Annotated in this window: 17 protein-coding genes; 8 read left to right on the top strand and 9 right to left on the bottom strand. The window is 61.2% G+C overall.

Annotated elements, in window-relative coordinates; genetic code table 11:
• Nucleotides 1-73: 73 nt before the first annotated feature.
• From FPT15_RS05480 to FPT15_RS05465, 4 genes are all read right to left on the bottom strand, one after another.
• Nucleotides 74-1,744, bottom strand: a complete 1,671-nt coding sequence (locus tag FPT15_RS05480) for a bifunctional protein-serine/threonine kinase/phosphatase (RefSeq protein ID WP_145159123.1) — start codon at nt 1,742-1,744, stop codon at nt 74-76.
• Nucleotides 1,744-2,955: a NarK/NasA family nitrate transporter gene (locus FPT15_RS05475; protein WP_145159121.1), complete on the bottom strand. Its 1,212-nt coding sequence runs from the start codon at nt 2,953-2,955 to the stop codon at nt 1,744-1,746. Before FPT15_RS05475 ends, FPT15_RS05480 begins: the two co-directional genes overlap by 1 nt.
• 211 nt (nt 2,956-3,166) lie before the next feature.
• Entirely contained in the window at nt 3,167-3,742 is a 576-nt protein-coding gene (locus FPT15_RS05470) for an ANTAR domain-containing response regulator (RefSeq protein WP_083357333.1), read from the bottom strand.
• A gap of 13 nt (nt 3,743-3,755) precedes the next feature.
• A complete protein-coding gene (locus FPT15_RS05465) occupies nt 3,756-4,982 on the bottom strand; it encodes a CmpA/NrtA family ABC transporter substrate-binding protein (protein WP_145159119.1) in 1,227 nt (408 codons plus the stop codon).
• Nucleotides 4,983-5,241: 259 nt separating this feature from the next.
• Here FPT15_RS05465 and sctC point away from each other — a divergent pair, with 259 nt between their 5' ends.
• The 4 genes from sctC (at nt 5,242) to FPT15_RS05445 (ending at nt 8,884) form a co-directional block, all read left to right on the top strand.
• Nucleotides 5,242-6,720: a type III secretion system outer membrane ring subunit SctC gene (sctC, locus tag FPT15_RS05460; RefSeq protein WP_145159117.1), complete on the top strand. Its 1,479-nt coding sequence runs from the start codon at nt 5,242-5,244 to the stop codon at nt 6,718-6,720.
• 202 nt (nt 6,721-6,922) lie between these two features.
• Complete coding sequence (locus FPT15_RS05455; protein ID WP_145159115.1) at nt 6,923-7,324, top strand: winged helix-turn-helix domain-containing protein; 402 nt, start codon at nt 6,923-6,925, stop codon at nt 7,322-7,324.
• Nucleotides 7,317-7,772 (top strand): transglycosylase SLT domain-containing protein, encoded by a 456-nt coding sequence (locus tag FPT15_RS05450; protein WP_145159113.1) that lies wholly within the window; start codon nt 7,317-7,319, stop codon nt 7,770-7,772. The genes FPT15_RS05455 and FPT15_RS05450 overlap by 8 nt, the downstream gene beginning before the upstream one ends.
• A gap of 86 nt (nt 7,773-7,858) precedes the next feature.
• Nucleotides 7,859-8,884 carry a quinone-dependent dihydroorotate dehydrogenase gene (locus FPT15_RS05445; protein ID WP_145159111.1) on the top strand — a complete coding sequence of 342 codons (1,026 nt, stop codon included), beginning with the start codon at nt 7,859-7,861 and terminating at the stop codon, nt 8,882-8,884.
• A gap of 184 nt (nt 8,885-9,068) precedes the next feature.
• Here FPT15_RS05445 and rmf read toward each other — a convergent pair whose 3' ends face one another.
• A complete protein-coding gene (gene rmf / locus FPT15_RS05440; protein ID WP_002553055.1) occupies nt 9,069-9,284 on the bottom strand; it encodes a ribosome modulation factor in 216 nt (71 codons plus the stop codon).
• A 532-nt stretch (nt 9,285-9,816) separates the two neighbouring features.
• Here rmf and rlmKL point away from each other — a divergent pair.
• Together rlmKL and FPT15_RS05430 are read left to right on the top strand one after the other, a co-directional pair.
• Nucleotides 9,817-12,081 (top strand): bifunctional 23S rRNA (guanine(2069)-N(7))-methyltransferase RlmK/23S rRNA (guanine(2445)-N(2))-methyltransferase RlmL, encoded by a 2,265-nt coding sequence (gene rlmKL / locus FPT15_RS05435; protein ID WP_145159108.1) that lies wholly within the window; start codon nt 9,817-9,819, stop codon nt 12,079-12,081.
• 149 nt (nt 12,082-12,230) lie between these two features.
• On the top strand, nt 12,231-14,615 hold the full coding sequence (locus FPT15_RS05430) for a diguanylate cyclase (protein WP_145159106.1): 2,385 nt from the start codon (nt 12,231-12,233) through the stop codon (nt 14,613-14,615).
• A gap of 138 nt (nt 14,616-14,753) precedes the next feature.
• Here FPT15_RS05430 and dacB read toward each other — a convergent pair whose 3' ends face one another.
• Nucleotides 14,754-16,214, bottom strand: a complete 1,461-nt coding sequence (gene dacB / locus FPT15_RS05425; protein WP_145159104.1) for a D-alanyl-D-alanine carboxypeptidase/D-alanyl-D-alanine-endopeptidase — start codon at nt 16,212-16,214, stop codon at nt 14,754-14,756.
• Between the two features lie 236 nt (nt 16,215-16,450).
• Between dacB and FPT15_RS05420 the strand changes: the two genes are divergently transcribed.
• The gene (locus tag FPT15_RS05420; RefSeq protein ID WP_016979277.1) at nt 16,451-16,795 is read left to right on the top strand and encodes a YggL family protein; all 345 of its coding nucleotides are present in this window, start codon (nt 16,451-16,453) and stop codon (nt 16,793-16,795) included.
• Nucleotides 16,796-16,832: 37 nt separating this feature from the next.
• On the opposite strand, the gene FPT15_RS05415 is transcribed toward FPT15_RS05420, so the two are convergent.
• Entirely contained in the window at nt 16,833-18,023 is a 1,191-nt protein-coding gene (locus FPT15_RS05415) for a benzoate/H(+) symporter BenE family transporter (protein WP_145159102.1), read from the bottom strand.
• Nucleotides 18,024-18,249: 226 nt separating this feature from the next.
• Between FPT15_RS05415 and FPT15_RS05410 the strand changes: the two genes are divergently transcribed.
• Nucleotides 18,250-19,014, top strand: coding sequence for a GntR family transcriptional regulator (locus tag FPT15_RS05410; protein ID WP_017134778.1), 765 nt, complete (start codon nt 18,250-18,252; stop codon nt 19,012-19,014).
• Between the two features lie 139 nt (nt 19,015-19,153).
• Here FPT15_RS05410 and guaD read toward each other — a convergent pair whose 3' ends face one another.
• Entirely contained in the window at nt 19,154-20,458 is a 1,305-nt protein-coding gene (guaD, locus tag FPT15_RS05405) for a guanine deaminase (RefSeq protein ID WP_145159100.1), read from the bottom strand.
• A gap of 12 nt (nt 20,459-20,470) precedes the next feature.
• Nucleotides 20,471-21,310: a xanthine dehydrogenase accessory protein XdhC gene (xdhC, locus tag FPT15_RS05400; protein WP_145159098.1), complete on the bottom strand. Its 840-nt coding sequence runs from the start codon at nt 21,308-21,310 to the stop codon at nt 20,471-20,473.
• Between the last annotated feature and the right edge of the window lie 58 nt (nt 21,311-21,368).

Genomic DNA, 21,368 nt, shown 5'->3' with positions numbered 1-21,368 from the left:
AGTGGCTGTGCCAAGTTGGCCAGCTTGCGGGTTTATTGGGGCTTTGAGTCAGCGCTGCCTGGGAATTTGCCCTCTAGTGGTGCAACAGCCAGTACAGCAGCACCAGATTGACCAGCAGCGACATGGCGGCGAGGCTTTGCCAGACCTTGAGCGGTTCGCGCTCCAGCAAGGGCCGTGGTCGCACGCTCAGTTCACGGCGGTCGGCCTGCTCCAGCACCAGCAGCCATTCTTCGGCGGTTTCATAACGTTGCGCGGGTGAAGCCGCCACGGCGCGTTCCAGGCTCAGTGGCAACCAGTCAGGCAGGTCGGGACGATAGCGGCTGGCGCTGACGGGCTGGGCGAAACGCGGCCGTTGGAAAGCTTCGATTTCGCCGTAGGGATAATGCCCGGTCAGCAGGTAATACAAGGTAACGCCGACACTGTATAAATCCTGTTGCGGCGTAGGCGGCTCGCCGCTGAACGCCTCGGGTGCGATAAAACTTGGCGTGCCGGGCAGCAAATGAGCGCGGTCTTCGGAGAGCCCCGGGCAATAGGCCAGGCCAAAATCCAGCACGCGCAGTTCGCCATCGTCACCCAGCAGCAGGTTTTCCGGCTTGATATCGCGGTGCAGGATTTGTCGCCGGTGCAGCAGGCCCATCGCCCGCAGCAACCGCTCGGCGATGGACTGCCACTGCGCCAGGGGCAATGGCCCCTGGTGCCGGAACAGTTCGGCAAGGGTTTGCCCCGGGTATTCGCGCATCACGTAGTACAGATGCTGTCGCCCACTGGCCGCGTGAACTTCAGGAAACGCGCGCCCGGCAACCCGGCGCAAAAACCACTCTTCAGATAGCAACGCTTGGCCGGCATCGCTGTCATCGTCGCGGTTGAGCGGCAAGGTTTTCAGCAGCCAGGGTTGCTGCTGGGCATCACGTATCCGGTACAGCAACGACTGTCGGCTCTGCGCCAGCAGGCTTTCAACCTGCCAGCCTTCAAAGCGCTGCCCGGGTTTGAGCGAAGGGGGCAGCGGCCATTGCTGCAACTGCACCAGCGCATCGCCCAGGGTGGCGGCGCCGAGCTGGTCGATGCGCACCAGCAGGGCGCTGGCATTGTCCTGGCTGGCGGCCAGGTGCGCGGCGTTGACCAGCGTGTTGACCGCCACATCGAGGTCAGTTTGCTCGCGCAGGATCGAACTGATGCTGTGCTCACCCAAGGCGGCCCACACGCCATCGCTGAGCAATAAAAAACATTCGCCTGCGCGCAGTTCACCGTCGAGAAAATCCAGCACCAGGTGTTGGTCCAGGCCGAGCGCGCGCTTGAGCACGTGCTGCATGCCCGGTTGTTCCCACACGTGGTCTTCGCTGATGCGCTGCAACTCGCCGTCCAGCCAGCGATACACCCGGCAATCGCCGACATGCGCGAGGGTGAAGCGTTGGCCGCGAAACACCAGCGCACTCAAGGTGGTCAGCAGCGGCTGGCCGCCGCCGTTGGCCTGCAACCAGCGATTCTGCGCCAGCAACAGACGCTCGAGCGCCTGGGCCACGCCCCAGGTTTGCGGCGTGGCGTAGTAGTCCATCGCCAGCGCCTGCAAGGTCGAGCGCGCCGCCAGGCCGCCGTCGGCGCATTGGCTGACGCCATCGGCGATGGCGCACAGGTAACCTTTACTCGCCGCCAGTTCCGCCACGGGTGTGACGACGCGCAGGGCGTCCTGGTTTTCGGCTCGAGGGCCAATGGCGCTGGCTTGCGCGACACTCAGTTGCAAGCCCATCAGACGCGTGCGGCGGTCACGGCGGCCGAACCCCAGGTGGTTCTCCAGCGACGTTTGACCCCGTGCAGCCCGAACCAGGCCAGCACGCCGAGGCTGGCGAACAGCCACAGGGCCATTTGATAACTGCCGGTGCTTTGCTTGATCGCGCCCATGCCTGCCGCGAGGGCGAAGCCGCCGATTCCGCCGGCCATGCCGATCAGGCCGGTCATCACGCCGATCTCGCGGCGAAAACGCTGGGGCACCAGTTGAAACACCGCGCCATTACCTGCGCCGAGGCCGAGCATGGTGCAGACGAAAAGTGCCAAGGCCGCGTAAGAGCTTGGCAGGTTGAAACCCACCGCCGCGATGCAGATTGCCGCCACGCTGTACATGCCGAGCAAGGTGCGAATCCCGCCGAAACGGTCCGCCAGGGCACCACCCAACGGGCGCATCAGGCTGCCGCCAAACACACAGGCGGCGGTGTAGTAGCCTGCGGTCACCGGGCTCAAGCCGTATTGGTCGTTAAAGTAGCCGGGCAGGGCGCTGGCCAAGCCAATAAAACCGCCGAACGTCACGCTGTAAAAGAACATGAACCACCAGCTGTCGCGGTCGCCCAGGGCTTTAAAGTAGTCGGCCATGGATTTGGCCTTCGGGCGTTCCGGGGCATTGCGCGCAAGCCAGGCGAAGACGATCAGCGTGATGACCAATGGAATCAGCGCGAAGCCGAACACATTGCTCCAGCCAAACGCGGCGGCGAGTACCGGTGCCAGCAATGCAGCAAACACGGTGCCGGAGTTGCCGGCACCGGCGATGCCCATGGCCTTGCCCTGGTGTTCCGCGGGATACCACTGAGAGGCCAGCGGCAGGGCGACCGCAAACGACGCGCCCGCCATGCCCAGGAACACGCCCAGCAGCAGGGCCTGCTCGTAACTGTGGATGCCCAGTTGCCAGGCGCCGAACAGTGCGGCAATCACAATGACCTGGCCGATCAGCCCGGCGGTTTTAGGCGACAGTTTGTCGGCCAGCATGCCCATCAGAAAACGCAGCACCGCGCCGGCCAGGATCGGCGTGGCCACTACCAGCCCGCGCTGTTGGGTGGTCAAGTGCAGGTCGGCGGCGATCTGCACCGCCAGCGGGCCCAGCAGGTACCAGACCATGAAACTCAGGTCGAAATACAGGAACGCGGCAAACAGGGTCGGGGTGTGCCCGGATTTCCAGAAGCTTGATTTCATCACGCACCTCAACGGTTGGGGTCTTGTAAGAAGGCCGAGTGATGGGGCCGCTGGCTAAAAGCCGCCCCATCGGCCCCAGGCGCTGGGGCCAAAACGAAAAAACGCCGCCATCGGGTTCGCGAGGGCAAACCGGATGGGCGACGTCTTTGTCGTAGAAGGGGCAACCGCCGTTGGTTACCTGTGGTGAATGCTTAGCAAGAGCTGCGCCAGATCAGCCAAGCAACTCGCTCATGGCGATAATCTGCTCCGCCACCTGGATCAGTTTCTGTTGGCGGCTCATGGCTTGGCGGCGCATCAGCGTGTAGGCCTCTTCTTCGTTGCAGTGCTTCATTTTCATCAGCATGCCTTTGGCCAGCTCGATGCGTTTACGCTCGGCCAGTTGCTGGTCGCGCGCCTGGAGCTGGGCGCGCAAGGCCTGGTCGCTTTCAAAGCGGGCCATGGCCACGTCCAGGATCGGCTGCAGGCGCTGGGCCTGAATGCCTTCGACGATATAAGCGCTGACCCCGGATTTGATGGCCTGGCGCATCACGTTCGGGTCGTGTTCGTCGGTAAACATCACGATCGGCCGGGGCTGATCGCGGCTGACCAGTACCACCTGCTCCATTACATCTCGGCCAGGTGACTCGGTATCGATCAGGATCACGTCCGGGCGCACCGTTTCGACGCGCGCGGGCAGGTCGATGGTCAGGCCGGACTCATCGATCACCTCGAACCCGGCTTCGATCAATGCGGCCTTGAGGCGCCCGACCTTGCGCGGCGTATCGTTGATTAACAGGATGCGTAACATAAAGGTCGTCCTGTCAGCGCTGCGCTTCGTGGCTGGGGTGGTCTGCCATGGCGTGCAGTCGGAAGCTGCGCGCGTAGGCGGCGGGGTCGGAGCCGTCCCAGATTTTGCCGTCGATCAGCTGGCTGCTGCGCATGTCCGCTGCGTTTGCGTTGACGCCGACGGCGGCAGCGGCCTGACGGTATAAAGCCAGTTGCTGCACGCGGCGGGCGACGCCCAGGTAGTCCGGATCTTCGCGCAGCAAGCCCCAGCGCCGAAACTGGGTCATGAACCACATACCGTCGCAAAGGTACGGCAGGTTTACTTCGCCATCGCCGAAAAACCGCAGGGCATGCGGGTCTTGCCACTGGTGGCCGAGGCCGTCGTCATAAGCACCCAGCAGGCGTGGTTCGATGCAGTCGAGCGGCGCATCGAGGTAGTCGCAAGCACTGAGTAATTGTGCGGTGGAGCGGCGGTTTTCCTGGCTTTGCTCGATAAAGCGGCTGGCCTCGAGAATCGCCATGACCAGGACGCGAGCGGTGTTCGGGTATTGATCGACAAACGCCTGGGTGCAACCTAGAACCTTTTCCGGATGATTCGGCCAGATCGCCTGGGTGGTCGCCAGGGTGAACCCCTGGTTTTGCTTCACCGCGCTGGCACACCAGGGCTCGCCCACGCAAAACCCGTCGATGCGCCCGGCTTGCAGGTGCGCGACCATCTGCGGCGGCGGCACCACCACACTGTCGACGTCCTGCAACGGATGAATGCCTTGGCTCGCCAGCCAGTAATACAGCCACATGGCGTGAGTGCCTGTGGGAAATGTCTGTGCAAAGGTCAGTTTTGTGCGGCTTTGGTGCACGTGGCGGTCCAGTGCTTCAGGAGTGATCACCCCTTGCTGTTGCAGGCCGCGGGACAGGTTGATGCTCTGGCCGTTCTGGTTGAGCCCCATCAGAACGGCCATGTCGGTCGGCGCTACGCCGCCGATGCCCAGGTGCACGGCATAGATCAACCCATAGAGGCTATGGGCGGCGTCCAGTTCGCCGCTGACCAGTTTGTCGCGCAGGTTGGCCCAGGACGATTGGCGCTTGAGGTTCAGCGTCAGGCCGTAGGGTTGGGCGAAGCCCTGGGTGGCGGCGACCACCAGCGAGGCGCAATCGGTCAGCGCCATGAAGCCCAGGTCGAGGCTGCTCTTTTCCGGGGCGTCACTGCCGTTCACCCAGGCCAGCGGATGGCTCACCGGGCTGTTGCCGACCGAATCGTTCATCAACACTCACCTTTGCTCAAAAAAAAGCGTCGTAACCCTTGAGGGTTGCGCGGGTGGCAGCGCAAGCCATTGCAGGGAAACGACGCCATTGTCCGTAAGCCTGCTCCGACGTTGGTGCAGGCTTTAATACATAGCCCTTAGCAAGGCACATGCCACGGGGCTTCAAGCGCAGTCCGCCGTCAGTTTTCCATCAAGATTGAAACTCAGCTGCCTTCCAGTATGGCCGCCTCTTTGCGTCAGGCGGCGAGGAACATCCACGGTGTCTATCTATTCCCCAACTATGCGCAGTTACCGCAGGTTATGCCGCTGGCTGCTGTGCGGTGCACTGCTGTTGGCAAACGCGTGCGCTTTGGGGGATAGCTATCAGGCGCGGGATGAAAGCCTGCATACCTTTTTTACCGCGCTGTCGGTGCCCTTGGGCTTGCCTGTCGTTGTCAGCCGCGAGGTGGCGCGTAAAACCATCACCGGGCAATTCGACCTTGGGGCGGCGCAGCACACGCTGGAAACCGTCGCCGAGCAGCAAGGCCTGATCTGGTACAGCGACGGGCAAGTGCTTTACCTGTATGACGCCGGGGAGGCAAAAAGCTCGGCGGTAGCGCTGCGGCATATCTCGGTCGACAGGCTGCGCGGGTTCATGCGCCGTTCCGGGCTTGATGAGTCGCGCTTTCCCCTGAGGGAGAGCGGCGGGCGGACGTTCTATGTGTCCGGGCCACCTAACTATGTCGACCAGGTATTGCACTTGGCTCAACTGATGGACAAGCAGCGCACTGAGGTCCGCGTCGGCACGCAAACCTTCGGCGTGGTGCAGGTGTTCAACACGCACGTGGCGGATCGCACGTATTCGATGGGCGACGACCAGGTCAACGTTCCGGGCATGGCCTCGATGATCGAAACCGTGCTGGCCAGCGAGCAAAAGAAGGACACGCAACGACCCCCGGGTTTGCTGGCCGACAAGAGCCTGGTGGTGATGGCTTATCCGGATTCAAACAGCCTGTTGATCAAGGGCAAACCTGCTCAGGTGAAGGTGCTTGAGGAGCTGGTGGCGGAGCTCGACAAGCCCAAGCGACCGATTGAGGTGTCGCTGTGGCAAGTGGAGGTGGAGCGCAGTGAATTCGCCAGAATGGGCGCGGCCTGGGCTCAGGAAACCCAGACCGGGGCTTTCGTGACGCGCGTACTGGAACCTTTGGAAGACAACCGCTTGATGGCACAGCTCGGTGTACTGGAGCGCCGGCGCAAGGCCAAAGTCGTCGCGTTTCCCGTAATCCTTACCCAGGAAAACGTGCCTGCGGTTTTCCAGGATAACCATACGTTTTACCTGCCACGGCCCGGCGACGATAAGGGTGATTGGCAGCCCGTGCGGTATGGCATTGAAGCCAGTGTGCTCCCGCGCTTCGCCGGAGCGCATCAGATCGAGATGCTGGTGAACCTCGAGGATGGCCGTCAGATGGACAGCACATTCAAGCCCGGCTCGGCAGGAGCGGTGGGGCGAATGGCGGTCAGCTCTGTGGTGCGCGTACCTCAAGGCAGACGCTTGTGGCTGGGTGGTTTTCACCGTGAGGGCGAGGCGACCCTCCGTGGTCGACGCGCGCAGGTGCGGCTCTTTGTGATCCAGGCGCGGGCGGTTGGCAGTGAGCCGCGGATGCTGGCCGGTGCTGTCGGCCCGCCGCCGCTGACCCCGAGCCAATATGAGCGTGTGCAGCGTGCGTTTGTGCGCGAACGCCGTGATGTCCTTGAGTGACACAACCCGTTGGTCAGAGCCCTGAAACGCTTTGTGGTCGGCGACTGCGAAAAGTCCTACGTGGTGCCCGCCGAAAGCCTTGATGACATGGGTTTTTTCCTAACGTTGTTCGCGGCTCGGGTTTTTATAGTCGTGATGTTGGCGTATCGGCCGTTTCTGGAAACAAGGAATTCAATGTCAGTAGTCGGGTGCAGAGGTGTGCATGACCCTCGTGAATGATGGGCTGACGGCTGCCTGGGTGTTTGCCGGGTGGACCTTGCAGGGCGATGGCCGATTGATCGGCGAAGGCGCGGATATTCAGTTGCCGCCCAAGGAGTGGCATGTACTGCGGCTGCTGTTGGCGTCTGACGGAGCGTTGATGACCAAGGATCGTCTGCTTGAGTTGGTCTGGCCCCGAGGGGAGGTTGCAGAGGAATCGCTGACGCGCTGTATCTACGCATTGCGCAAGCAGCTGAAGAAGGACAAGGGCTTTATCAAGACAATTTACGGCAGGGGGTATCGCTTTACCTGTGCCGTGAAAGCCGAGCAGCACGCCATTCTCCAGACGGGGCCAGGGCGCGTGCAACGCATCTGCTCGGCTTGTGGGCAGGTGACTCATGATTAATCGATTGGGCAAAGCGTTGGTGTTGAGCCTGCTGATGGGCAGCCATCAGGCCTGGGCCAATTGCTGGGAAGAGGTGGCTAGCCGCTATGACCTCGAACCTGAGCTTTTACAGGCCATCGCCGCTGTGGAATCGGGTTACCGCGCGCACGCTGTGAACGCGCTCAACAGCGATGGCTCCCGGGATATTGGTCTGATGCAGATCAACAGCATGCACTTGCCTCGCCTGGCCAAGCAGGGCATTACCGAGGAGCGGTTATTGAGTGAGCCCTGCTTGTCGGTCGAGGTGGGCGCCTCGATACTTGCCGGGTTTATCCAGCGTTTCGGTTACAACTGGACAGCCGTGGGCTCCTACAACGCCGGCGCGGCACCTGAGCGTGAAGCGTTGCGTTTGCGTTACGCAGAAAAAATATGGGCGCGGTATGAGGCGTTGGTGGCACAACGTCATTGACGATTGGACGGCGCACCTCGCACCTGGCGCGCCACCCCGGCTATAATCGGCGCCACCTTTCGCCGCCATCCGAGTCTAGCCCGCCCATGTATACCCTGGCCCGCCAGCTGTTGTTCAAACTCTCTCCGGAAACTTCCCACGATCTGTCCCTGGACCTGATCGGTGCCGGTGGTCGTCTGGGGCTCAATGGCCTGGTATGCAAGGCACCGGCAAAAATGCCGGTATCGGTGATGGGACTCGACTTCCCCAACCCGGTCGGGCTGGCTGCCGGCCTCGACAAGAACGGTGCGGCCATCGACGGGTTTGCGCAATTGGGTTTCGGTTTTGTCGAAATCGGCACCGTGACGCCACGCCCGCAACCGGGCAACCCAAAACCACGGATCTTCCGCCTGCCGGAAGCCGAGGCGATCATCAATCGCATGGGCTTTAACAACCTGGGCGTTGATCATCTGCTTTCACGGGTTCAAGCCGCTAAATACAAGGGCATCCTCGGCATCAATATCGGCAAGAACTTCGACACGCCCGTAGAGCGCGCCGTCGATGATTACCTGATTTGCCTGGACAAGGTCTACGCCCACGCCAGCTACGTCACCGTCAACGTCAGCTCGCCGAATACGCCGGGTCTGCGTAGCCTGCAGTTCGGTGACTCGCTCAAGCAACTGCTCGAAGCCTTGGGTCAGCGCCAGGAAGACCTGGCCATACGTCATGGCAAACGTGTGCCGTTGGCCATCAAGATTGCACCGGACATGAGCGATGAAGAAACCGTGCTGGTCGCTCAGGCGCTGGTGGATTCGGGCATGGATGCGGTGATCGCCACCAACACCACCCTCAGCCGTGTGGGTGTCGAAGGGCTGGCGCATGGTGATGAAGCGGGTGGGCTGTCGGGCGCACCGGTGCGCGACAAGAGCACTCACATCGTCAAGGTGCTGGCGGCTGAGTTGGCCGGGCGCTTGCCGATCATCGCCGTGGGCGGCATCACCGAAGGCAAGCACGCGGCCGAGAAGATCGCCGCCGGTGCAAGCCTGGTGCAGCTGTACTCAGGTTTTATCTATAAAGGACCGTCGCTGATTCGCGAGTCGGTGGATGCGATAGCGGCCTTGCCAAAAAGGTAGGCGCCCGGCTTGTTGGCGATGGCAGGCTAAAAATACACCTGTGAGTGTGTAGTCCGCATCGCCACCGACCCAATAAAAAGGGCTCCCTAAAGGAGCCCCTGGGCCGAAGCCCGCCGCCCTGATGGGGCGTGCGTGGTTAAGTCGTTACATATTCAAGGTGGTGTGTCGGATTAAGTGCCCTGTGTTAGCCGACGGCGTGAAGTTCGTTGAGTCTGTGGATTCCCGCAGTGCCAGTCATACCGTCCCAGTTGTCGCCGCGTCCTTCTCGCCAGCCGTTGATCCAGGCTTGGCGTACCGACGGTAGAGTAAATGGGCAAAGCTCACGGGATTTGCCATGAACGCCATATTGATATCCGCGTAAAAATGCTCTTTCCAACGGATCACGCTTAAGTCTTCTCATAGGGTGTTTCCCTCACTTGTTGACTGTCTTGATATCCTTCGGCCTCGTCTGAGGCCGGGCAGAGTTTTTCTGCCGTTGGTGGGCTCGCTGCCGGCGTGGCGAGCCGATGTGTCGGCGTCGTTACGGCGCCAACCTGTGTTGAGTTCTAACCAATAGGTCACATGGATTCAATGATCGTTTTGTCATAAGCACGTAACGATAACGATGCTATAGCCATAAGCTGGGATGGCTCTTCGCCCCTTTTATCGGGCAAAGCCAGCTATGATGTGCCCTGCATAGAGGATGGGTTTAATCCTTTAGTAAGAATGTCCGCCCGTTGCAGTCGGTTATTATTCGACGAAGGGTCGGAATATTTCTTTTTGTTGCAATCAATTATTTCTCTGCCCCGGAAATTCTGGCCCAAAGGCCCGGCAGCCGGGGTGGGACGGCACATTCGTGCCACGCGAGCACTCTTCGAGAAAAGTGCTTGATTAAAAACCGAGCCGGCGATGCGTTGCCTGTTCATTTATTGCTGAAAAGCCTGGAATGCCCCATGTCGGACCGTTTTGAACTCTTCCTCACTTGCCCCAAGGGCCTCGAAGGCCTGCTGATCGAGGAAGCCGTCGGGCTTGGCCTTGAGGACGCACGCGAGCACACCTCGGCCGTGCGCGGCATGGCCGACATGGAAACCGCCTACCGCCTGTGCCTCTGGTCGCGCCTGGCCAACCGCGTATTGCTGGTGCTCAAGCGCTTCCCGATGAAGGACGCTGAAGACCTTTACCATGGCGTGCTGGACATCGAGTGGGCCGACCACATGGTCCCGGATGGCACCCTGGCGGTGGAATTCAGCGGTCACGGCTCGGGCATCGACAACACCCACTTTGGCGCGCTGAAGGTCAAGGATGCGATCGTCGACAAGCTGCGCACCCCGACCGGCGAACGCCCCTCCATCGACAAGATCAACCCGGACCTGCGTATTCACCTGCGCCTGGACCGCGGCGAAGCGATCCTGTCGCTCGACCTGTCCGGCCACAGCCTGCACCAGCGCGGTTACCGCCTGCAGCAGGGCGCGGCACCGTTGAAGGAAAACCTGGCGGCGGCGATTTTGATTCGCGCCGGCTGGCCGCGCATTGCGGCCGAAGGCGGCGCGCTGACCGACCCGATGTGTGGCGTGGGTACTTTCCTGGTCGAAGGCGCAATGATCGCCGCCGACATGGCCCCCAACCTCAATCGCGAACTGTGGGGCTTCACCACTTGGCTCGGCCACGTTCCGGCGCTGTGGAAAAAGCTGCACACCGAAGCGACCGAGCGGGCTGCCATCGGCATGAACAAGCCGCCGTTGTGGGTGCGAGGCTACGAAGCCGACCCACGCTTGATTCAACCCGCGCGCAATAACATCGAGCGCGCTGGCCTGAGCCACTGGATCAAGGTGTACCAGGGCGAAGTCGGCACCTTCGAGCCGCGTCCTGACCAGAATCAAAAAGGTTTGGTGATTTGCAACCCGCCGTACGGCGAGCGTCTGGGTGACGAAGCCAGCCTTTTGTACCTCTACCAGAACCTCGGCGAGCGTCTGCGTCAGGCGTGCATGGGTTGGGAAGCGGCGGTGTTCACCGGCGCGCCGGACCTGGGCAAGCGCATGGGCATTCGCAGTCACAAACAGTATTCGTTCTGGAACGGCGCCTTGCCGTGCAAATTGCTGCTGATCAAAGTCAACCCGGACCAGTTCGTCACCGGCGAGCGCCGCACCCCGGAGCAGCGTCAGGCCGAACGTGAGCAAGCCGCTTACGATCAGGCCCCGACCGAGCCGCAAGAGCGCCAGTACAACAAGAACGGTAACCCGATCAAGCCAGCCCCGGCCCCGGTGGTTGAACAGGCGCGCCTGAGCGAAGGCGGGCAGATGTTCGCCAACCGCCTGCAGAAGAACCTCAAGCAGCTGGGCAAGTGGGCCAAGCGCGAAGGCGTGGATTGCTACCGTGTGTACGACGCCGACATGCCGGAATACTCCATGGCCATCGACCTCTACCACGACTGGGTGCACGTGCAGGAATACGCCGCGCCGAAATCCATCGACCCGGAAAAAGCTTCCGCACGCATGTTCGATGCGCTGGCCGCGATTCCCCAGGCGCTGAACGTCGACAAGAGCCGCGTGGTGGTCAAGCGTCGCGAGCGCCAAAGCGGCACCAAGCAGTACGAGCGCCAGAGCGCCCAGGGCAAGTTCACCGAGGTCAGCGAAGGCGGCGTGAAGCTGCTGGTCAACCTCACCGATTACCTGGACACCGGCCTGTTTCTCGACCACCGCCCAATGCGCATGCGCATCCAGAAGGAAGCGGCCGGCAAGCGCTTCCTCAACCTGTATTGCTACACCGCTACCGCCAGTGTGCACGCGGCCAAGGGCGGCGCGCGCAGCACCACCAGCGTCGACTTGTCCAAGACCTACCTGGACTGGGCACGTCGCAACTTCTCGCTTAACGGTTTCTCCGACAAGAACCGTCTGGAGCAGGGCGACGTGATGGCGTGGCTGGAAGCCAGCCGCGATGAGTTCGACTTGATCTTCATTGATCCGCCGACATTCTCCAACTCCAAGCGCATGGAAGGCATCTTCGACGTGCAGCGTGACCACGTGCAGTTGCTCGACCTGGCCATGGCGCGCCTGGCACCGGGCGGCGTGTTGTACTTCTCGAACAACTTCCGCAAGTTCGTGCTCGAGGACAACCTCAGCGAACGCTATGCGGTCGAGGAAATCAGCGACAAGACCCTCGACCCGGATTTCGCGCGTAACGCGAAGATCCACCGGGCGTGGAAAATCACTGCGCGCTGATTGCTGCACCAAGTTGGAACAAAAAGCCGCAAGCCTGGCGTATTCCGGGTTTGCGGCTTTTTTGCGCTGGTCAAACAGTGGCCTCATGGCTATAACTGAAGCCCTAGCCAAAGTGACAGCCCCGCACGCTGGCGTTGTGAGTGTTGCCTATGCCGATGCATGCCGTACGCCCCAAAATCCTAGGCTTTATCAGTGAGCAGGCGTCGGCTTGGCTGGTGGCATTGGTGGTGTTATTGGCAGGTTGCGCGCTGACGGTAATTATTGCCTGGGCCGCCGCCGATCTGTATCAGCAACAGGTTCGCCAGCGTTTCCAGTTGCTGGTCAATGAACGCTACACCCGCCTGCAGGAGCGCCTCGAAGACCAGGAGCAACGCCTGGCCAGCCTGCAGCGCTTCTTCGTCAATTCCAGTGATGTGTCCCGCGCCGAGTTCGATGGATTTGCCCAACCCTTGCTGTTGCGCGCCCGCGCGTATGCCTGGGCACCGCGGATTTTTCGCGATCAGCGCAAGCCGTTTGAACAGGAGATCGCGCGCCAGCGCGGCGCGCCCTTTGCTATCCGTGAACTGAATTCGTCAGGGGAGTTGGCGCCTGCCGCCGAGCGCGATGAATACGTGCCGGTGTTGTATAGCCAAACCCAAAGTCTGCTGGGCTCGCCGCTCGGTTTCGACCTGTTGGCACAGCCGCTTCGGCGCTCGGTCCTTGAACGTGCGCAAGAAAGCGGTACGCCCGCGGTATCCCAGCCGATGCAATTGGTGGGTGTGGAACCGGCCTATGCGGCCGGGGTTTTGCTGGTGGCGCCCGTGCGCAAGCCGGCTGAGGCAGAGCCCAGCGGCTTTGTGATGGCGGTGATCAGCATGCGACAGCTGGTGGCCGACGGTTTGCCCAAGCCGAACCGCGACAACCTGGTGATGCAGATCGTCGATACCTCCGACGCCCAGCAGCGCGTGCTGTATGCCTCGAGCAATGCGGTAGGCGCCAGCGACCTCAGCGCCGCGCGCCGTTTGACCCTCGGCGACCATGTGTATGCCCTCACGTTGCGTGGCAGCCAGGTCTTCGATCAGGCCAACCACTCCTCGATGAGCACCATCCTGACCATGGGCGGGTTGCTCAGCCTGCTGCTCAGTGCCTTGTTGTATGTGGTGGTCAGCCAACGCCAGCGCGCGCTGAAACTGGTGGAACAGCGCACCGAGCAGTTGCGCCTGCGTGAACAGGAATTGCGCGGTGCGCACGGGCAATTGCGCAGCGTGCTGAATGCGGCCACCCAGGTCGCGATCATCGCCACTGACCTGCGCGGGGTGATCAACACGTTCAATGCGGGGGCCGAGCAAATGCTGGGGTACACGTCCGACCAGGTACTGGGGCGCATGACCCTGGAAAGCCTGCACCTGGCCGCTGAACTCGAAGCGCGCGCCACCCGCTTGAGCGCGGCCATGGGCAAGCGCATCCCGCCAAGCCAGGCGATGCTGGTGGAGAGCCCGGACCACCTGCACCAGGCGCGCGAGTGGACCCTGTTACGCGAAAATGGCAGCCCCTTGACGGTGAACATGCTCGGCACCGTATTGCTGGATGACCATGGCTTGTGGATCGGGCATCTGGCGATTTACCTGGATGTCACCGAGCAGAAACGCGCCTACGAGGCGTTGGCGGTGCGCGATCGTTTGTTGAAAAAACTCAGTGCCCATGTGCCCGGCGGGATCTTCCAGTTCACCCTCGAGCCTCAGGGCAACGGGCGTTTTATCTATGCCAGCGATGGCATGCGCGATATCTATGAAATCGAAACCGGCGTGTTGCAACAGGACGCGGCCAAGGTCTTCGAGCGCATTCATCCCCAAGACGTTGAGCGGGTCCGCCTGTCGATACGCTTGTCGGCGTTGCAGCTGAGCCACTGGCGCGAAGAGTACCGCGTGCTGTTGCCACAACGCGGTCTGCGCTGGATTCGCGGCGAAGCCACGCCTGAAGAACTGCCGGGCGGCGGTACGCTGTGGCATGGCTATGTGTCGGATATTTCCGATCTCAAACGGGTGGAGGAAGAGCTGCGGGCACTGTCCATCACCGATTCGCTGACGGGCATTCATAACCGGCGTTATTTCCAGGATCGTCTCAAGGTCGAGATGCTCAGGCTCAACCGCACCAGTGGGGCGCTGTCGTTGATCATGCTGGATATCGACCACTTCAAGCGCATCAACGACCAGTACGGTCACGCGGTAGGCGATGGGGTGTTGCAGGAGGTGTGCAAGCGCATCAGTCAGCGCCTGCGGCGCACGGATGTGTTTTGCCGACTGGGCGGCGAAGAGTTCGTGGTGTTGTGCCCGCACACTGATTGCGAGCAGGCGTACAGCCTGGCGATGGAGTTGTGGCAGTCGTTGCGCAGTGCGCCGATGGAAACGGTGGGCATCGTGACCGCCAGCTTCGGTGTGGCCAGTTGGCGGATCGATGACGGCATTGACGGGCTGCTGCTGCGGGCGGACTCGGCGGTGTATAGGGCCAAGCAGGCGGGCAGGGACCGGGTGGAGGCTGAGCGAATCAGGGCTTGATTGACAGAGTTTTTCAGACGTCGCGCATTCATGTTGGGGGCTGGCTTGCCTGCGATTGCAGCGTGTCAGTCAGCGAATCTGATACTGATACACCGCTATCGCAAGCAAGCCCGCTCGCACATTTGATCTGTGTTGCCTTTAGAGCACCGGCGCAGCCGCCGCCAGCTTCGGCTGGCGATACAGGTCCAGCAGCACCTGGTCCAGCACTGATGAGGCGCCCCACGGTTTCGAATCGTTGAGGATCGCCACCACCACCCAGGTGTTGCCGTTGTTGTCACGGCTGAACCCGGCGATGGCACGCACGGTGTTCAGGGTGCCAGTCTTGACGTGGGCTTCGCCGCGCATGGCGGTGGTCTTCAGGCGTTTACGCATGGTGCCGTCGGTGCCAGCAATCGGCAGCGAGCTGATGTATTCCGCCGCGTACGGGCTTTTCCAGGCGGCTTGCAGCATGGCCGCCATCTCGCGGGCGCTGACACGTTCGGCGCGCGACAGGCCGGAGCCGTTCTCCATGACGAGGTGCGGCGCGGTGATGCCTTTCTTCGCCAGCCACTGACGGACCACACGTTGCGCAGCCTTGGCGTCGTCGCCGTCGGCATCGTTGCGAAATTGCGCGCCCAGGCTCAGGAACAGCTGCTGAGCCATGGTGTTGTTACTGTATTTGTTGATGTCGCGGATGATTTCCGCCAGGTCCGGCGAGAAGGCACGGGCGAGTACTTTGGCGTCCTTGGGCACGGGCGCCTGGATGTCGCGGCCCTGGATGGTGCCACCCAATTCCTGCCAGATCGCACGCACAGCGCCGGCGGTGTAGGTGGCGTGGTCGAGCAGCGACAGGTAAGTCTGCGAACTGCAGCCATCGCCCAGTTGGCCGCTGACTGTCACGGTGACACTGCCGTCGGCGGCGGTGACCGGGCTGTAGCGCACGTCGCCGGTGCATTGCTTGGCGTTGGAGACTTTCACCTGGTTGTCGATGCGAATGCTGGCAATCGGCGGCTCGACCGATACGATCACGCGGCCCGAATCATTGCGGGTTACGAAGCGCAGGGCCTTGAGGTTGACCAGCAGGGCGTCGGGCTTGACCAGGAACGGCTTGTTCTCGTCATTGCCGTCGTCATTGAATTCGGGCAATTGCGGCTGGTTGAAGAAGCTGCGGTCGAGCACCAGGTCGCCGGTGACTTGCTGCACGCCATTGGCACGCAGGTCGCGCATCAGCAGCCAGAGTTTTTCCATGTTCAGCTTCGGGTCGCCGCCGCCCTTGAGGTAGAGGTTGCCGTGCAAGACGCCACCGCTGAGCGTGCCGTCGGTGTAGAACTCGGTCTTCCACTGATGGTTGGGGCCGAGCATTTCCAGGGCAGCGTAGGTGGTGACCAACTTCATGGTGGAGGCGGGGTTCACCGACACGTCGGCGTTGAACACGGTGGGGGTACCGGGGCCGGTGAGGGGCAGCATCACCAGCGACAGCGCGGTATTTTGTAGCTTGGCTTTCTGCAGGGCCTGCGCAACGTTGGGTGGCAGGGTGTTGTTGATTGGGGCGGCAGCGGCGGAAAAGGCCAGTGGAAGAAGAACGCTGGCCAATAACACGGAACGAAAAGATTTGATCATAAGGAATAAAACCCTACTGCTGAGAAGGGTGAAAAAGGCGAGGGGTATGGAAGAAAATCCCTCATTGGTCACGAAAGTGTCGGCATTATGCCCCAAGGTGGATCCAGTTGTAGCTGAACGATAGCTGGTATTGCGCGTTTTTTTGCAGACAGATAGCCGCCTGTCCCAGAGAGTCGGGCAATCCTTGCCTTAAACTGCTAAAGTGCCGCCCGTTATTACTTATGAGGATTGTTCCAATGGCGACTAACCGTTCCCAGCGTCTGCGCAAAAAACTGTGCGTTGATGAATTTCAAGAGCTGGGTTTCGAACTGAACCTGGACTTCAACGAAGGCCTGAGTGAAGAAGCTATCGACGCTTTCCTCGAAGCATTCATCAAAGAAGCCATGGAAGCCAACGGTCTGGGCTATGTCGGCGGCGATGACTTCGGTCTGGTTTGCCTGCAGAAGCGTGGCTCGGTCTCCGAAGAGCAGCGTGCTGCTGTTGAAGCCTGGCTGAAAACCCGTTCCGAGCTGACCAAGGCTGAAGTCAGCCCGTTGCTGGACGTGTGGTATCCAGAAAAGCCGATCAACGCGGCTAAGTGATACTGAAAAAAACGGCGACCTTCGGGTCGCCGTTTTTTTATGCCTTGCGCCCGTTCAGAATCAGCAGCGTCAACACCCCCGCCACAATCCCCCAGAACGCCGAACCGATGGAAAACAACGTCAAGCCTGACGCGGTGACCATAAAGGTGATCAGCGCCGCTTCGCGTTCCTTCGGCTCATTCATGGCGATGCTCAAGCCATTGATGATCGAGCCAAACAACGCCAGCGCTGCAATCGACAGCACCAGTTCCTTTGGCAATGCTGCGAACAATGCCGCCAAGGTCGCGCCAAATACTCCGGCAATCCCGTAGAACACGCCGCACCACACCGCGGCGGTGTAGCGCTTGTTGCGGTCTTCATGGGCATGCGGCCCGGTGCAGATGGCCGCGCTGATTGCCGCCAGGTTGATGCCGTGGGAGCCGAAGGGTGCGAGCACCAGCGAGGCAAGGCCGGTGGCGGTGATCAAAGGCGAGGCGGGCACGGTGTAGCCATCGGCACGTAGCACGGCGACGCCGGGCATGTTCTGCGAGGTCATTGCCACCACGAACAGCGGAATGCCGATACTGATGGTCGCCGCCAGCGAGAAATGCGGCGTGGTCCACACCGGTATCGCCACTTCGAGGTGAAAACCACTGAAATCCAGCAACCCTATCAGCCCTGACAGCACAGTGCCGAGCACCAGCGCGGCGAGCACCGCATAGCGTGGCGACAGGCGCTTGATGATCAGGTACGTGAAAAACATCCCCAGCACCAGGCCGGTGCGATGCTGCGCGGCGACGAAAATCTCGCTGCCGATCTTGAACAGGATTCCCGCCAGCAAGGCCGCCGCCAGCGACGATGGGATGCGCTTGACCAGTTTTTCGAAACTGCCGGTCAGCCCGCACAGCGTCACCAGTACGGCGCAGGTGATGTAGGCACCAATGGCCTCGCCGTAACTCACGCCGCCCAGGCTGGTAATCAACAGCGCCGCGCCGGGTGTGGACCAGGCAATGGTGATGGGCGTGCGATAGCGCAGGGACAAGCCGATGCTGCACACCGCCATGCCGATGGAGATGGCCCAGATCCACGAAGAAATCTGCGCCGTGGTCAACCCGGCGGCCTGGCCGGCCTGAAACATCAGGACCAGCGAGCTGGTGTAGCCGGTCATCATGGCAATGAAGCCGGCGACGATGGCCGACGCAGAAGTGTCGGCCAACGGGCGCAAAGGCGCTTGGGTGGCGTCGTTCATGGAGAGGTGTTCCTTTTACCTGGGTATTTGTCAGTGAAGGCGCAGATTCAAGCCTAAACTCAAACGTAACTACTCGTTGCGATACAGCCGACGCTGCAAACAGCCGTACAGTGTGTTGGCGCATTGGGTTGTGTACAATGTGCCCTGTTTTTAGGTGATACTTGCCAGCAACCCGCGCTTGCCGTATTACCGTTAATTCGCCGCCGTTCTCCAAACCCGAGTGCCCATGAACGAACAGTTGCAACCTCTCAAGAAACAACCGCGAGCCGGCAAGGCCGGTCGCAGCGGAACCCAGGACGATATCGTTTACGCGCATATCTTCGAGGCCATCCTTGAACAACGCCTGGCGCCCGGAACCAAGTTGAGTGAAGAGGCACTGGGCGAAATCTTCGGCGTCAGCCGCACCATCATTCGCCGCGCGCTCTCGCGTCTGGCCCATGAAGGCGTGGTACTGCTGCGGCCCAATCGTGGTGCGGTGGTGGCGAGCCCGAGTGTAGAAGAAGCGCGTCAGGTATTTTTGGCCCGGCGTCTGGTCGAACGGGCGATCACGGAATTGGCAGTGCAGCACGCCACGGCCGAACAGCTGGCCGAGCTGCGCCAGATGGTCAACGACGAGCGCGACAGCTTTTCCCGCGGCGACCGCGGTGCCGGTATCCGCCTCTCCGGCGAATTCCACCTCAAGCTGGCGGAGGCGGCGAAGAATGCGCCGCTGATCAGCTTCCAGCGCAGCCTGGTGTCGCAGACCTCGTTGATCATCGCCCAGTACGAAAGCGGCAACCGCTCGCACTGTTCTTACGATGAGCACACGCAGCTGATCGATGCGATCGAAGCACGCGATGCAACGTTGGCGGTGAACCTGATGATGCACCACATGGATCACATCGACAGCAAGCTCAACCTCGATGAGGAAAGCGCGTCGGACGATTTGCACGCGGTGTTCTCGCATTTGTTGCAGACGAAAAAGCCGGGACGCTCGTCCGTAAAACTGTAATTTCCCTGACTCACCAGGGCCAGAAATGTGGGAGCGGGCTTGCTCGCGAATGCGGTAGATCAGTCAATGCATCTGGTGACTGACACTCCGTATTCGCGAGCAAGCCCGCTCCCACATTTGTTTCTCGGTGTGCTTTAGATCAGCGTTGATGCACGAGATTGCCGGCCGCATATGTCTGCAACACCGCCCGGTCATCCCCCAGCGTCATCAGCACAAACAACGTCTCGGCAATATTATTCGCCTGCTTCAAGCGATAGCTGAGCAGCGGCGTGGCGTTGTAATCCAGCACTAAAAAGTCCGCGTCAGTGCCCGGCTGCAAGGTGCCGATCTTGTCTGCCAAACGCAGCGCTCGCGCGCCGCCCAAAGTGGCCAGGTACAGCGACTTGAACGGGCTCAACCGCGCGCCCTGCAACTGCATGACCTTGTAGGCCTCGTTCAACGTTTGCAGCAGCGAGAAGCTGGTACCGCCGCCCACGTCAGTGCCCAGGCCGACATTCAGCTTGTGTTTCTCGGCCATCGGCAGGTTGAACAAGCCACTGCCGAGGAAGAAGTTCGAGGTCGGGCAGAACGCTACCGCCGAACCCGTTTCGGCGAGGCGCGCGCACTCGTCATCGCACAGGTGCACGCCGTGGGCAAACACCGAACGCTCACCCAGCAATTTGTAGTGGTCATACACGTCCAGGTAGCCCTTGCGCTCCGGGAACAGCTCTTTCACCCATGCCACTTCCTGCAGGTTTTCACTGATGTGAGTCTGCATGTACAGGTCCGGGTATTCGCCCAGCAATTGCCCGGCCAGCGTCAGTTGCGCCGGGGTGCTGGTCGGGGCAAAACGTGGCGTGACCGCGTAGTGCAAACGGCCCTTGCCGTGCCAGCGTTCGATCAGCGCCTTGCTTTCCTGGTAGCCGGATTCGGCGGTGTCGGTCAGATAGTCCGGCGCGTTGCGGTCCATCATTACCTTGCCGGCGATCATGCGCAGGTCGAGTTTCTCGGCCGCTTCAAAAAACGAATTGACTGATTGCGGGTGCACGCTGCCGAACACCAGCGCCGTGGTGGTGCCATTGCGCAGCAGTTCCTTGATGAAGATATCCGCGACTTCTTCGGCATGGGCCTTGTCGGCGAACTGGCTTTCGCACGGGAAGGTGTAGGTGTTGAGCCAATCCAGCAACTGCTCGCCATAGGCGCCGACCATACCGGTTTGCGGCAGGTGGATATGGGTGTCGATCAGGCCCGGCGTGATCAGCGCATCCTGGTAATGGGTAACGTCGATATCGGTGGGCAGCGTCGGCAGCAAATCGCTGGCGTGGCCCAGGGCGCTGATCTGGCCGTTATCGATCACCAGCAGGCCGTCTTCGAAATACTCATAGGACGCTTCGATCCCCACTTCAGCAGGGTCGGCGATGCTGTGCAGGATGGCGGCACGGTAGGCTTTGCGAGTCAAAGGCATGGTTATCTCAATTTAGAGTGCTTGGCTGCGGCGCGAGGCCGGCAGCAGTTTGGCAATGGGTTCGGCGCTCGCGGTGTGCTGGCCGAAATTGGCGTTATAGGTGGCGATGATTTCGCCGGCGATGGAGATGGCGATCTCCACCGGCAGTTTGCCCTTCACCTCGGTGAGGCCCATCGGGCAGCGCATGCGTTGCAGCTGCGCGGTGTCGAAGCCGCGATCACGCAGGCGGTGTTCGAACTTGACCCGTTTGGTTTTCGAGCCGATCAGCCCGAAGTAGGCAAAGTCATTGCGCTTGAGCAGCGCGGCGGTCAGTTCCAGGTCCAGCGCGTGATTGTGGGTCATGACGATGCAGTAACTGCCCACTGGCAGGTCGGCAATTTCGTCGACAGGCTCCTCGCTGACGATTTTACGCACGCCCTGGGGAATGTCTTCCGGAAACTCCTGGTCGCGGGAATCGATCCAGCGCACCCGGCACGGCAGGCTCGCCAACAGCGGCACCAACGCGCGGCCGACGTGGCCGGCGCCAAACACTGCAATGTGCGCCTGCACCTGGCCCATGGGTTCAAACAGCAGCACAGTCACACCGCCGCAGCACTGGCCCAGGCTTGCACCGAGGCTGAAGCGCTCCAGATGCGTGTTTTGCTGGCCGCGCACGAGCATGTCGCGGGCGATCTGCATCGCCTTGTATTCCAAGTGCCCGCCACCGATGGTGTCGAAGGTCTGCGCGGCGCTGATCACCATCTTCGAGCCGGCATTGCGCGGCGTGGAGCCGAGCTCTTCGATGATGGTCACCAGCACGCAGGGTTCGCCGCGGTTCTGCAGGTCGGCGAGGGCGCTGATCCAGTTGTTCATAGTCACCTCTTGTGGCGTCTGTCAGGCCGCTATCGGGGCCAAGCCCCCTCCCACATTT

It is taken from the genome of Pseudomonas sp. RGB, assembly GCF_007713445.1.
In the GTDB taxonomy this organism is placed as follows: domain Bacteria; phylum Pseudomonadota; class Gammaproteobacteria; order Pseudomonadales; family Pseudomonadaceae; genus Aquipseudomonas.
Note: the sequence above shows the minus strand (reverse complement) of the source record. Positions and strands in the feature narration are given on the sequence as shown.